Consider the following 13730-nt stretch of genomic DNA (forward strand, 5'->3'; position numbering starts at 1 on the left):
GGAGAACATGGGTTTTTGAAACTTATCGACAGATGCAAAATAGCAGTGGGTATAAATACACATTACGAGCTTGCTAAATATAAATAAAAAAGAGAAAACGCAAAAATGCGCTTTCTCAAAAAAGGTTCCAAATATTATTGAATGATTTGCCAATATTTTTCTGCCATCATACGAATGAGCAAAATTAAACCACTTTTGTCTGTAATATCATAATTGTCTATGACACGATTTTCACCCCAGAAACAAACTTGTTCTGCACACAATTGGCTCAAAGGGTTTTCTCCAAAGTGGGTGATACAAAAACAGGGTATGTGTGCGGATTTTGCTTTTTTTGCCATATCCACAATGCGTGGTGTTTGCCCAGAAGCGCTGATGAAGAAAATCAAGTCGTTTTTCGTGTATTGTTTGGCGGTATATTCCAAATCGTGAGCTTGGTGATAAAACTCTGTTTTTTTGCCAACCACCTTCAAATATTTGTAGAAAATTTCGCAAAAAGGGACGGAATCGCCTACACCAGCAAATAAAATTCGATCCACAGTGTGCATTTTGGCAACCATACGACCAATTGCTTCTTCATCTATGACATCCAATGTTTTGATGATATTGGAGGGTATTTTCTCCAAAACACGGTGTTCCACAGTTTCGATTTGGTTTGGCGAATTTTCTTTTTGCAAACTGAATTTCAATTCTGCAAATCCGCTATATCCCAATTTTTTTGCAGTACGCATAATGGCATTTGGGGAAATGAATAGAGCTTCTGCGATTTTGTGAATGGAAATATCGTGGATATTTGCTTTGTGTTCTCGTATGTAATCTATGATGCTATCATCTGTGTCATTCAAGTTGAATTCCTTTTCATAAACCCGTTTTTCAAATGTCATACAATCACCCCAGAGTATTTCTTTTAACGTAAATCTACAATACAATGTATCTAATCATTATGGTAGCTTGTTTGTGTTATCTTGTCAAGTTTCCCTAGTGGAATTGTTGTGGGAATACACAAAAACGTAAATGGAAAATGGGAAATGAGCTGATTTCGTGTGTATAAATACAAGGGATTGAAATGGGGATTTTGGTACATATCGGAAATTTGTACACAATTTGAAAAAAATCTTGTGTATTTATGGTGTTTATTTATTTTTCGACAAAACAGATGCTATACTACAGATAAATAAAGGTCTTGCAAGCCAATCAAACAAAACATAAGGATACGACATAGGGATGACTTTATAGAGGATAAGGATGGGATGATATGAATTTATCAGAATTGACAAGTTCCAAGCTTTTTGTTTTAAATGCAGATGTGAATACAAAAGAAGAAGTATTGCAACAATTGGTGAAACGATTGTATGAAGCGGGAAAAATCACCTCAGAAGAAGGGTTTTTGCAAGCGGTTTTGGCAAGAGAGGAGCTTTCTGCAACGGGTATGGAAGGGGGACTTGCAATTCCCCACGGAAAATCCTCTGCTGTCAAACAAGCCTGTTTTGCAGTTATGACAACAAAAAAACCTGTTGTAGGATGGGAAAGTTTGGACCCAGACAATGAAGTGCAACACATTTTCTTGTTGGCAATTCCAGAAAATGCAGCAGGAGATACCCATTTGGAGTTGTTGGCAGAATTGATGACACGAATGGGCGATGCGGAATATATGGAGAAATTGTTTGCCTCCAAAGATGCAAAGGAGTTTTATCACAACTTAGACAATACGGTGGGAAAAGATGACGAAGATGTGGTGTATCACAAAACCATGGTTGCGGTCACAGCCTGTCCAGCAGGAATTGCGCATACATACATGGCGGCAGAGGCTTTGGTGAAAGCGGGCAAAGAGCTGGGTGTGCAGATTTTTGTGGAAAAACAAGGAGCAAATGGCATTGAAGATAGACATACAACGGAACAATTGCAAAATGCAGATGCGGTTATCTTTGCAGTTGGAGTTGCGGTGAAAGAAGTGGAGCGATTTGCACATTTGCCAAGCATCAAAGTCCCTGTGGCACAACCCATCAAAGATGGCATAGGTGTGGTGCAACAAGCCTTGGACAAAGCGGCATCTTCCCAAAAGGGCGAATATGTTGCAACAGGTGATAAGGAAGGCAAAGAAAACCACAAAGATATCATCAAACAATCTGTTTTGACAGGTATTTCCTATATGATTCCATTAATTGTAGCAGGCGGTATGATTGGTGCGTTTGCAGTTTTGATGAATAATATCTTTGGTTTGGGAGAATTGTATAACGATGCAACTTCTTGGCTTGGTTTATTCCGTGGCTTGGGCGGTGGTTTGCTTGGCACCTTGTTGATTCCTGTTCTTTCTGCATACATGGCATATTCCATTGGTGATAAAACAGCGTTGGCAGCGGGTTTTGCAGCAGGATTTGCGGCAAATCAAATCCAAGGTGGATTTTTGGCTGGTATGGCTGGTGGTTTGTTGGCTGGATATACAGTTTTGTTGCTGAAGAAAAAAATTCCTTCCAAAGGTACATTGGCTGGGTTTGTCAGTTTTTGGGTATATCCAGTATTTTCAACGGTTATTGTTGGGATCATGATGTTTTTGGTGATTGGCAAGCCCATTGCATGGTTGAACACCACTTTGGTATATTATTTGCAATCCTTGAGCGGTGCAAATGCAGCATTATTGGGTGCAATTTTGGGCATCATGGTATCCTTTGATTTGGGTGGTCCTGTGAATAAGGCGGCATATACATTTTGTGCAGGTGCCATTGCAGAAGGTTTGATTATGCCATATGCAGTGTTTGCTTCTGTGAAAATGGTTTCTGGATTTGCAGTTACTTTTGCCACTATGGTTGGCAAAAAACAATATAGCAGAGAAGAAATTGAAGTTGGACAATCCACTTGGATTTTGGCTTTGGCAGGCATCACAGAAGGTGCAATTCCATTTATGATGCGAGATCCTTTGCGTGTCATTGCATCTTTGTGTACAGGCTCTGCAATTACAGGTGCAATTGTGGCAGCTTGCAACATTGGTTTGGACGTTCCGGGTGCTGGAATATTCTCCATCTTTATGATGCAATGTGATACAGTGTCTGCAACAATGGCAGCAGCGATTTGGTTGGGTGCAGCAGTGGTTGGCGGTGTGATTTCTGGTGGCTTGTTGATTGCAACTAGAAAAATGAAAGCAAGAAAAGATGACATGAAGGAGGCTATGTAAGTTATGGCGAAGAATGTACATATTGTTCCACACATTCATTGGGATAGAGAATGGTATTTTACAACAGAGGAGTCTCGAATTTTGTTGGTCAACAACATGGAAGAAGTATTGGAAATGTTGGAAACCAATGAAAACTATCCCCATTATGTATTGGATGGTCAAACAGCAGTGTTGGAAGATTATTTTGATGTGAAACCAGAAAATTTTGAACGGGTGAAAAAGCTTGTGGAACAGGGGAAACTCATCATTGGCCCTTGGTATACACAAACAGATGAAATGGTTGTAGGCGGAGAATCCATTGTCCGCAATCTTTTGTATGGGATGAAAGATTGTGCAAAATTGGGACCACCGATGATGATTGGTTATTTGCCAGATTCCTTTGGGCAAAGCGAGAAATTGCCACAAATCTTGAATGGTTTTGATATTGACCGCTGTATGTTTTGGCGTGGTACTTCTGAACGCCATGGGACAGACAAACACAATTTTTATTGGGAAAGTGAATCCAAAGGTCGTGTGTTGACACATTTGCTTCCTTTGGGATATGCAATTGGGAAATATCTTCCAGTGGAAAAAGAAGCCCTTGCAAAGCGTATGAGCAAATATATGCCTGTATTGGAAAAAGGTGCGGTGAATGAGGAGATTTTGGTTTCCAATGGACATGACCAAATGCCTTTACAAAAGGATATTTTTGATGTAATGGATAGCTTATCTGAACTATATCCGGATAAAAAATTCTTCCTGAGTAGGTTTGAACATATTTTCGATGAAATGGAAAAAATGGATAACTTAGATACCATCAAGGGTGAATTGTTGGATGGAAAATATATGCGTGTCCATAGAAGTATTTTCTCATCCCGTGCAGATTTGAAAGCATACAATACAAGGATTGAAAACAAAATTACAAATATTTTGGAACCTCTTGCCTCCCTTGCCTATGGATTGGGTGCGGAATACCATCATGGTTTGATGGAAGCCATTTGGAAGGAATTGATGAAAAACCATGCACACGATTCCATTGGCTGTTGTTGTAGCGATAAAGTACATCGTGCCATTGAAAATAGATTTTTCTTGGCAGAGGATAAGACAGATGAATTGATTCGTTTCTACAAACGTAAACTTGCAGATGCCATTTCCTGCGAAAAGGCGTTGGATAAGGTGGTTGCATTCAATTTGTTGCCTTATGATAGAACATCTGTGGTGGAAACCGAGGTCATCACAAAAATGAAAGCCTTTGTTTTGACAGATGACACGGGAAGAAATGTTCCCTTTGAAATTCTCCATGCAGAAGAAATAGATGCTGGTTTGATCGATCGCCAAATTGTTCATTATGGAAATTACGATCCATTTATGGAATATACTATTGCTTTGTATGATACAATTCCAGCAATGGGATATCAAACATATTTCATTATAGAAGCACATGAAACAGCAAAACAACAACTATCTATGGGTATGGAAAATGAGTTTTATCAAATTGCTGTGGCAGAAAATGGCAGTTTGACCATCTTGGATAAGGAAACAAACAAAACATATACCGATGTATTGTTGTTGGAAGATGGAGCGGATGATGGAGATGGATATGATTATTCTCCTTTGGAAGATGATTTTATTTTAACATCAAAAGATATTGTGGCACAAACAGATGTGGAAACCTATGGAAACAAAACGGTGTGTACCATTGCATATACTATGTGTGTCCCAAAGGATTTGGAGGAAAGAAAGGCAAAAAAAGCAAGTGGTTCTATGGATGTGGAATTGGTGATTACCATGAAAAAAGGTTCACCCATTTTGGAAGTGGTTGCAAATATTGAAAATAGAGTATGTGACCATCGGGTGCGTGTGTGGATTCCAAATGGTGTAAAAACAGCATTTTCTGTATCAGACAACCAATTTGGGCAAATCAAACGACCTGTTTATGATTCTGCAATGGATGTTTGGGAAAAAGAAGGCTGGGATGAACGACCAGATTCCATTTATCCCATGTTGTCCTATGTTGCTTTTGCAGACCAAAAGGGTTTGGCGGTGTTGACCAATTCTGTCAGAGAATTTGAAATCATTGGAGAGGAATTTGACACATTGGCGATTACACTCTTTAGGAGTGTTGGATATTTGGGAAAAGAAGAAATGTATCGTAGACCTGGTCGTCCATCAGGCATCAAAATGCCTACACCAGATTCTCAAATGCTTGGCAGTTTGCAGTTTGATTTTGCCATCGCCAAAAACACAAGGGATTTGGCTACTGTAGCACGAGAATACATCACACCCATTGTATGTTACAATAAAATGCCATACAATGCCATGAAACTCAATCCACCAACCTTTGTAGCACCTGCTGCATATAGCTTTTTGAAGGTGAATCAACCCAATTTTGTATTGTCTGCATTCAAAAAGGCGGAATGTGAGGATGGATATATTTTGCGTGGATACCAAGTGACCGAAGCAAATACAAAGGTACAAGTTGCTGTGTTTGGGGAACAGGCTGTGTCTGCTTTGGTCAACTTAAATGAAAAGAAAGTAGAAAGTTTATTGAAACATCAGGGCATAAATATGGAAAAAAATGTGGTAACATCTATTTATATTGATTGATCAGAGCCTAGAGCAATTGTTTTTTGAAAGTCCTTTACTCTAGAAACACCATTGTTAAGAAAGTTTCGCTCCTTGATAATCATACTTGTCATTGTGTTTTTTATGATGGATTGAAAAATATGTAAATTAGAAATAAACATCCCTCAATAGCCGAGCGTTAGCTTGTCCCTGTTGAGGGGTGTTTTTGTGCGTTGAGGATTTGTAATTGTGTGAAGTTTAATGATTGCGTATTAACAAGTAAATTATTATTTTGTGAGGATGATTTATGATTGGAAGAAAATTAAACGGATAGGAAATATTCTAAAGGGTAAATAATAGGTGGACAAAGCCTGTAAATCTAGTAAATACAGCGAAAACTATGTTTGCTTACTCACGTTATCATAAGATATTCCTGAAAAAATATTGAATAAATAATATAATATGATAACAGAAAAGTATGGTTTAAAGGCGATCAAACATGGCTGTCAGTTATAATAAACTTTGGAAATACTTGATTGAGTAAAATATGTAATTATATTTAGAAATCAACAATTGAGTATTGGTTTAAATAAAAAACTTGGTTAACTATAAATATATTTATAGAAATACTTTAAAATAACTGCTATAATAAAAATAAAAGATTGCGAGGTGTTATTATGCCATCAATAATGGAAATGAATTTGAACTATACATTGGGAACGCAGAAAATAGAAAAAGTCAATCCGAGCAAAGATGCGATTCATTTGTGTAAGGAAATGTCTAAAAAAAATATGAGTGCTAATGAAGCAGTAGAGGCAATTAAGATGAAATATAGAGTAGATAAAGGTGTGTAATATGAGCGATGGATTTAATAAGTATGATGTTTATGTCACCAATGAGTCAATTTATTGTTATAGGGGTACAAATGTACTTAGAAATAAATTCAAAATAAAAGATAATACCACTCTTAAGCAAATTGAAGATGACATTACTACAATTCGTCAATTAGATTTGTTAGATGCAGATATAACAGGTAGATTTACTGCTAGTCATCTTTGTAAAATCCATAAATATATTTTTGGTGATATATATTCTTTTGCAGGGCATTTTAGAAAAGAAAGTATCTCCAAAGGAAATACGGTATTTGAAAATCCAAATACAATAAAAGTTAAATTGGAAAAATTGTTGATTTTATTGAAGAATGAAAACTATTTAAAAAATCTTGATGAAACTGCATTTATAGAACGATTGGCATATTATTTTGCTGAACTGAATTATTTGCATCCGTTCAGAGAAGGTAATGGTAGAGCAACGAGGGAGTTTATTCGTCAACTGTTATGGGTAAATGGTTATGTGGTAGATTGGACTGCTGTAGAGGCAGATTATTTATTAGACATTATGGAGGATTCTGTTTTTGATGTTAAGCCTTTGGTTGTTTTGCTACAAAAATGTATAAAACCAATGAATATCTGAGTGCAGTTTGTTTTAGAAATAAGGCGTAAGTTTTTTATGCACTCGACTTTTAATGATAACATTTTGATAACAAAAACCCATAATAATCCCAATACCAACGATAATATGAAGAAAAACAAGCCCATTTTAAAGCCTTTTTTGACCTAAATCCCGCCATTTTACAATCATCGGCGGCGAGTGGGAGTAATACCAAGAAACCTCACAAACCCAGTAATCATACGGGTTTGTGAGATTATTTTTTTGCTCGTGATATTAAATTGATATTAAATAAAATTTTTATACTACCTTTTAGTTAACCAATTATTAATACTGTCAAGGCTTAATTGTAGCTGACCTTGTCTTCCGTAATACTGTGAAAATCTTGCCTGTATGTCTTTAGAGAATACTGGATTAATCGAACTAACAATAATAGCATTTTCATATAGATTACTTTTACCAATATTAGTATATAATGGCTCAGTTGTCAAGACAAAAAAACAATTCTTTTTTAATGAACTCAATTTAATAAAGGAAAGAGTAACCCCTCCTCTTATGCTGCCATTGGTAACAGTTGCATGGGATAATACATGGATGCTGGTGTCTGGTAGTCCAGCGCCGAATGAAGACGTTCAAAGTTATATGTGTGAATATACTTTGCTATCTCTATTCGAGCCTGCTTAATGGATGTATATTCTGTCAAATATGCTTCTTCGTATTTGAAGCTGCGAAACCATCGTTCAATCATGATGTTATCAGCCCATCGCCCTTTGCCATCCATGCTTTGTTTGATTTTTTGTTCCTTCAAAAAGGCTCTGTATTCATTGCTTGTAAATTGAGAGCCCTGGTCTGAATTCAATATGATAGGTGTTGCTACTTTCAATGCCTTTTTGACCGCATTCATAACCATATGAGTGCTTAATGTATCATCCACTTCCCAACCAACAATGCAACGACTATACCAGTCGATGATGGCTGTTAGATACAGAAATCCGTGTTTTGTTCCAATATAGGTGATGTCGATTGACCACGCCTGATTGGGACGTTCGATAACCGCATTACGCAATAGATAGGGGCATATCTTTGCCTCCTGCATGCGTTTGGAAAGGTTCATCTTTGGATAAATCGGATCAATGGCCATTTCATTCATGTAACGTCTAGCACGCTTGCGACCTACGTTATGGTTGCGTTGTTTCAGTTGTGCTGACATCTGCCTTGCACCCCAAGTGGGATGTTCTGTGTGTAGCTGATCAATGATTCGTTTGCATTCCAATTCCTCAGCGGATATCGCTGGCTTTTCATAGTAGATGCTGGTACGATTCACCGATAACAGCTTTGCACCTGTAGATACAGGTATATCCTTAGTCTTCGAAAGGTTTTGGAGAATACTTCGTTTCGTAGTCTGGTCCAAGAACTTCTTCAGATTTTTTTTTGAGCCAGTCCACTTGCATTGTAAGTTGACCGACTTTTTTGGCATATGCTTCTTTTTCCTTACGCTCTTGTTGTAATTTTTCGTTCGTTTTTTCCATACGAGTATCATCAAATGCAGCAGATGCATTGGATAAAAATTCTTTTTTCCAATTTCTTAACAGGTTAGGCTGGATGCAATTTTCGGTAGCCAATGTGTTTAAATCTTTTTCGCCTTTCAGCAACTCAATCACCAAATCGGCTTTGAATTGAGCGGTGAAACTTCTTCTTGTTCGAGACATGTGTGAGCACCTTCTTTCTGATGTTGTTAGTATAACAAATTCATTAAGAATTGTCTCGAAAATTGTCTTAAATCACGGTACCATTATAGTGCATACTTTAGATGAATATGGTTTTGAAGATAGATTTTATTCATCATTGCTGGCAGAATGCAAAAGTGAAGTATCATATCTTAGAATTGGTGGAAACAAATTGTTTATCTTAGGAAAATGCAGAGTTCGATGGGAAGATTTTGTGGAAAGTATTGTATTTTCTCAGGAGAATTTTGCAATAGATATTTATGATTTGAAAGATTTATTGCAGTCAAAGTATGGAATTATAACATCGGTGTATAAGCTTATGGAATCTACAAAAAATACAAGCATGTACTATGATTCTATTTCAGAAAAAATCTATGCAGACTACGACACATATTATGAGGAGATTTGATTATGAATTTATTGAAAGAAGGAAAGGAACAAAAAAAGGTTATTGCAACACAGTACATCAAACCATTGACGATAGATGGTAATACGCAAGACTATCCAGTGTATGAAATCAAATTGGACCAATTATTTTATAATGACCAAAATGATAGAATTGCTACATGGATAAGTCAATATAAAGAAGAAAATGAAATAGATTCATTTGATATGCGGGATATGGAAAAGTACAATGAGTTAATCGGTGGTTTTGTTACTGAGTCGAAACCAGATAAAATGAAAAACACACAGAATCTTATCTCATTATTTGGTCAAAAAATATCAGGGGTAGTATTAGCTGATGGCAGAATTATTGATGGAAATAGGCGATTTACTTGCCTAAGAAATATTCAGAAAGAGAAGTGTGAAGCTGGCTATTTTGAAGCTGTTATTTTAGATAGGGACATAAATGATAACTCCCTTTTAAGATACGTGTTGCTATACCTGAAACAGCGGGCGACCACATAGGGTCGCCCCTATATTTTGTGGGGTGCACACCGTAGGGGCTGTCCTATGTGGCGGCCCGTGGCAGGTGATTTCCACAGACACACTTATCTTGAAAAGGGACAATGATAATAAAAAAGAGATTAAAATGCTTGAACTTCAATTACAACACGGCGAAGATGATAAGGTGGAGTATGCCGCACTAGAAAGGTTAGTGGGCATATATCATGATTTGGTTGAAACAAAACTCTTAACGTCTGAAGAATATGCTAAGAGTGAAAATAAAAAGGTTAAAGATATAAAACAAGATATTGAAAAGGCTATTTGATGGCAGAATTTTTGGAGTTTATTGATTCACCAAAACAATTTCACATCATAAGAAAGATGAATATTTCGGAAACATTTAAGGAGTGTATCACAATTTTAAATAAGAATAAAGATGAGGATAAGCAGGCTAAAATCAAATTGATTTTCTTTACAAATTTACTGATGTGTTCTACAGATGCAACAAAGTACATGAGGAAAATTAAAAAACCTTTGATGAGTATGGAATTTTAAGAAGAGTATATTCAGGAACAACTGGTTTTTGTAGAAGAATTATGTAACGAAATACAAAAAGTTCCTAAAATGACAAATCAGAAAATTACAGAAATTAAAGGTAATGAAGATTTGAAAAATAAATTATTACGTTCTAACGAAAAATTTAAAACCAAAGCGGATAGCGCTGAAACAAAAGAAGCACCAGACCTGAATGTAGGAGTAGCTTGCGATAAGTTGGAATCGATAGATATTAATATATAAAAAAATTGTCAGATGTACAAAAGGGGAAAATAAAAGAAGAACTAGATAAAATTGATAGGTTGATTGTAGAAATTAGAGGTGTTTTAGATGTTTGATACATTGGATTTAAAGTCTACATATTCGACTAATGAAAATAACATGTGGACGATGAAGAAAGTAAGCAATTTTTCAGTTCCTGGTTCTGGAAAAACTGCTTCTGTACTTGGTGTGTATGCCTATTTATCCAGTAAGGGTTTGGTAGATAAAATAATAATGATTGGACCTAAAAATTCTTTTGGCTCTTGGATGGATGAGTTTCAAATCTGCTTTGCACATAAAAAAGAATTGCGTGTATTTAACATTCAAGATTATGTAGCAAAAGAAAAGAAAGCAGCAGTTTTATATAATACTGGAAATAAAAATTTGTTACTTTTCAATTATGAAGGGTTTGATTCTATCCTAAATGAGGTTTTGAGTATTATAGATGACAAAACTCTTTTAGTGTTTGATGAAGTGCATAAGGTGAAAGCAATTGGCGGGCATTATGCAGAGCAGGCGTTGCGGATTGCGAAGAAGTCATTTTTTACAATAGCGATGACAGGGACTCCAATCCCTAATTCCTATGCAGATATACAAAATATTTTACATATTTTATATCATGATGAGTATAATGATTTTTTTGGTTTTACAGAAAGTATGCTGAAAAATCCATCAAAACAAGATATTGAAATAATCAATGAAAAAATACAACCATTTTTCTGTCGCACAACAAAAGAACAACTCTCGGTGCCATCTGCCAATGAAGATATTTTCCTTGAAACTAAGGCGACAAAAGCAGAAAATCAAATTTTTAGTATATTGTGTATGACTTATGCAAAAAATAAGTTGGCACTTATCATTAGATTGATGCAGCTAGAATCTGATCCCAAAATGTTATTGAAAGCGATAGAAAATAACTTGGAAGATTTTTCGGATGTTTTATACACGCAAGGGAGCATAGATGAAATTGATTACAAAGATTATTCAGGTGATGTCATTGGTCTAATCAATGGAATAGATAAGACGGTGAAATTCAATCGTTGTATCAAGAAAGTTTGTGATTTGATAGCTGAGGGGAAATCGGTGATAATCTGGTGTATTTTTGTCGATTCTATTTTAAATTTAAAATATGAATTAAGAAAAAGAGGAGTAGAATCTGATTGTATATTTGGGAATACAAGTAACGAAGACCGAATAAAGGTGTTGAATCAATTTAGAGAAAAAGAAGTAAAGGTTTTGATAACCAATCCACATACACTTGCAGAGTCGGTTTCATTGCATAGTGTTTGTCATGATGCAATCTATTTTGAGTATAGTTATAATTTGGTTCATTTGTTGCAATCAAAAGATAGAATACATAGATTGGGGTTAAAAGAACAACAATATACACAATATTATTATTTGCAAAATCACTTTATTCAAGAAGATGGATTGTTGTTTTCATTGGATCAAAAAATATATGACCGTTTGTTGGAAAAAGAAATGCTTATGTTGGATGCAATAGAAAATAATAGGCTTGAAACAGTTGTATCAAGTGATGAGGATATCGAAATAGTATTTCGAGATTTGAAGTTATAGCCTAATGAAAACCAAAAGGTAGAGGTTTGAAAATCATCAAATTTGGGCTACATCAGTAGATAATGAAACATAGTAGCAAAAATAGGAATAAATGCTTGCAATCAGCTTGTATTTATTCCTATTTTATATTATAATATTCCTAATATTTGATTTATGAGGTGAATTATAGTATGGGTTATTTAAAAGTATCAGAAATATCAAAAAAATGGGAACTATCTGCTCGACGAGTGCGCATACTGTGTCAAGAAGGACGAATTGAGGGTGTTATTCGTAAGGGTAATCTCTACATGATACCTTCAGATGCAAAAAAACCGGAAGATGGTCGATCGATAGGTAGAAATCGGACTGCGTTAAAAAAATTATTGAAAAATATAGATGCAAACTTGGAAAAGCTTTCTGCTATGCGTCCTTTGACTAGAGGAGAAGTGGAGCGATTGCGAGATGAATTTTTGATTGAGTTCACATATAATTCCAATGCAATCGAGGGCAATACACTGACATTACAGGAAACTGCAATGGTTTTAGAGGGTGTCACAATAGATCAAAAGCCACTCAAAGAGCACTTGGAAATCATAGGACATCGTGATGCGTTTCGATATGTAGAAGCTCTTGTCAGTGACAAAGTGGACTTTTCAGAATACGCAATCAAGAATATCCATTCACTTGTTTTGATGGATAGGCCAGAGGACAAAGGGGTATATAGACGGCTTCCTGTACGAATTATGGGGGCATTCTATGAACCACCACAGCCTTATATGATTGATCCTATGATGAATGAGTTGTTACACATTCATACCCAACGAAAGGAAGATATGCACATTGTAGAGGCGATTGCATTGTTTCATTTGGAATTTGAAGGCATTCATCCATTTATTGATGGCAATGGACGTACAGGAAGATTGTTGATTAACTTGGAGTTGATGCAACATGGTTATCCTGCGATTGATGTGAAATTTGCTGATAGACGTAAATATTATCAGGCTTTTGATGAGTATTATAGAAATCAGAATGAATTGCCAATGGTGGAGATGGTTGCTGGGTATGTAAATGAACGGTTGGAGAGATATTTGGAATTGCTGTCGTAATATAATGTATAAGTATCTTTCTAAAGAGAAATGTATATTCGATTTATCCCTTTTAAGATAAGTGTTGTTAAGCCTAAAACAGCGGGCGGACACACAGGTCACCTACGTGTGCGCCCGTCTCCTGGAATTCCCACAGACACACATATCTTGAAAAGGGACTTCGATTTTAATAAAGCTATCTGATACTATTTTGATACTAAAAATGTAGTATCTGAAAAACATCAAATGGAATACGTATAAAAGTGATGCAATATCATTACAAAATAGATGCAAAAGTATCTATAAATCCATAAAACTTTCCCAGTGGGAATGACGGTTTATGGCTTGTAGGCTGTATAAAAGAGATATTTTAGCATGAAAAAACGCATATATATAGGTATATGCGTAAATTATGCAGATGAGAGATGGGTTTTTACTCTTGTGGCAACGAAATGGCAAAAAAAATTATTTAATATAAAACAGGTAACTGATTTTGAG

The 13730-nt window shown here is 35.8% G+C and carries 13 protein-coding genes; 10 read left to right on the forward strand and 3 right to left on the reverse strand.

What is annotated here, in order from left to right; translation table 11 throughout:
• Positions 1-134: 134 nt before the first annotated feature.
• A complete protein-coding gene (locus MJY40_RS05980) occupies positions 135-881 on the reverse strand; it encodes a MurR/RpiR family transcriptional regulator (protein WP_317856089.1) in 747 nt (248 codons plus the stop codon).
• A 371-nt stretch (positions 882-1252) separates the two neighbouring features.
• Between MJY40_RS05980 and mngA the strand changes: the two genes are divergently transcribed.
• The 4 genes from mngA (at position 1253) to MJY40_RS06000 (ending at position 7183) form a co-directional block, all read left to right on the forward strand.
• Positions 1253-3166 (forward strand): PTS 2-O-a-mannosyl-D-glycerate transporter subunit IIABC, encoded by a 1914-nt coding sequence (gene mngA, locus MJY40_RS05985; protein WP_317856090.1) that lies wholly within the window; start codon positions 1253-1255, stop codon positions 3164-3166.
• 3 nt (positions 3167-3169) lie between these two features.
• Entirely contained in the window at positions 3170-5752 is a 2583-nt protein-coding gene (gene mngB / locus MJY40_RS05990) for a mannosylglycerate hydrolase (RefSeq protein WP_317856091.1), read from the forward strand.
• Between the two features lie 635 nt (positions 5753-6387).
• A complete protein-coding gene (locus MJY40_RS05995) occupies positions 6388-6564 on the forward strand; it encodes a hypothetical protein (protein WP_317856092.1) in 177 nt (58 codons plus the stop codon).
• A gap of 1 nt (position 6565) precedes the next feature.
• Positions 6566-7183 (forward strand): Fic/DOC family protein, encoded by a 618-nt coding sequence (locus MJY40_RS06000; RefSeq protein ID WP_317856093.1) that lies wholly within the window; start codon positions 6566-6568, stop codon positions 7181-7183.
• A 529-nt stretch (positions 7184-7712) separates the two neighbouring features.
• On the opposite strand, the gene MJY40_RS06005 is transcribed toward MJY40_RS06000, so the two are convergent.
• Positions 7713-8636: an IS3 family transposase gene (locus tag MJY40_RS06005; RefSeq protein ID WP_317854373.1), complete on the reverse strand. Its 924-nt coding sequence runs from the start codon at positions 8634-8636 to the stop codon at positions 7713-7715.
• Entirely contained in the window at positions 8521-8868 is a 348-nt protein-coding gene (locus tag MJY40_RS06010) for a transposase (RefSeq protein ID WP_317854372.1), read from the reverse strand. Before MJY40_RS06010 ends, MJY40_RS06005 begins: the two co-directional genes overlap by 116 nt.
• 429 nt (positions 8869-9297) lie before the next feature.
• Between MJY40_RS06010 and MJY40_RS06015 the strand changes: the two genes are divergently transcribed.
• The 6 genes from MJY40_RS06015 to MJY40_RS06040 all read left to right on the forward strand — a co-directional run bounded on the left by MJY40_RS06015 (position 9298) and on the right by MJY40_RS06040 (position 13253).
• Positions 9298-9795, forward strand: a complete 498-nt coding sequence (locus tag MJY40_RS06015) for a hypothetical protein (protein WP_317856094.1) — start codon at positions 9298-9300, stop codon at positions 9793-9795.
• Between the two features lie 64 nt (positions 9796-9859).
• Positions 9860-10099 (forward strand): hypothetical protein, encoded by a 240-nt coding sequence (locus MJY40_RS06020; RefSeq protein WP_317856095.1) that lies wholly within the window; start codon positions 9860-9862, stop codon positions 10097-10099.
• The gene (locus tag MJY40_RS06025; RefSeq protein WP_317856096.1) at positions 10099-10329 is read left to right on the forward strand and encodes a hypothetical protein; all 231 of its coding nucleotides are present in this window, start codon (positions 10099-10101) and stop codon (positions 10327-10329) included. Before MJY40_RS06020 ends, MJY40_RS06025 begins: the two co-directional genes overlap by 1 nt.
• A 69-nt stretch (positions 10330-10398) precedes the next feature.
• Complete coding sequence (locus MJY40_RS06030) at positions 10399-10572, forward strand: hypothetical protein (protein WP_317856097.1); 174 nt, start codon at positions 10399-10401, stop codon at positions 10570-10572.
• Between the two features lie 87 nt (positions 10573-10659).
• Positions 10660-12168: a DEAD/DEAH box helicase gene (locus MJY40_RS06035; protein ID WP_317856098.1), complete on the forward strand. Its 1509-nt coding sequence runs from the start codon at positions 10660-10662 to the stop codon at positions 12166-12168.
• Between the two features lie 287 nt (positions 12169-12455).
• The gene (locus MJY40_RS06040) at positions 12456-13253 is read left to right on the forward strand and encodes a Fic family protein (protein ID WP_331488234.1); all 798 of its coding nucleotides are present in this window, start codon (positions 12456-12458) and stop codon (positions 13251-13253) included.
• Positions 13254-13730 lie beyond the last annotated feature (477 nt).

Source organism: Chakrabartyella piscis (assembly GCA_030067835.1).
Taxonomy (GTDB): domain Bacteria; phylum Bacillota; class Clostridia; order Lachnospirales; family Anaerotignaceae; genus Chakrabartyella; species Chakrabartyella piscis.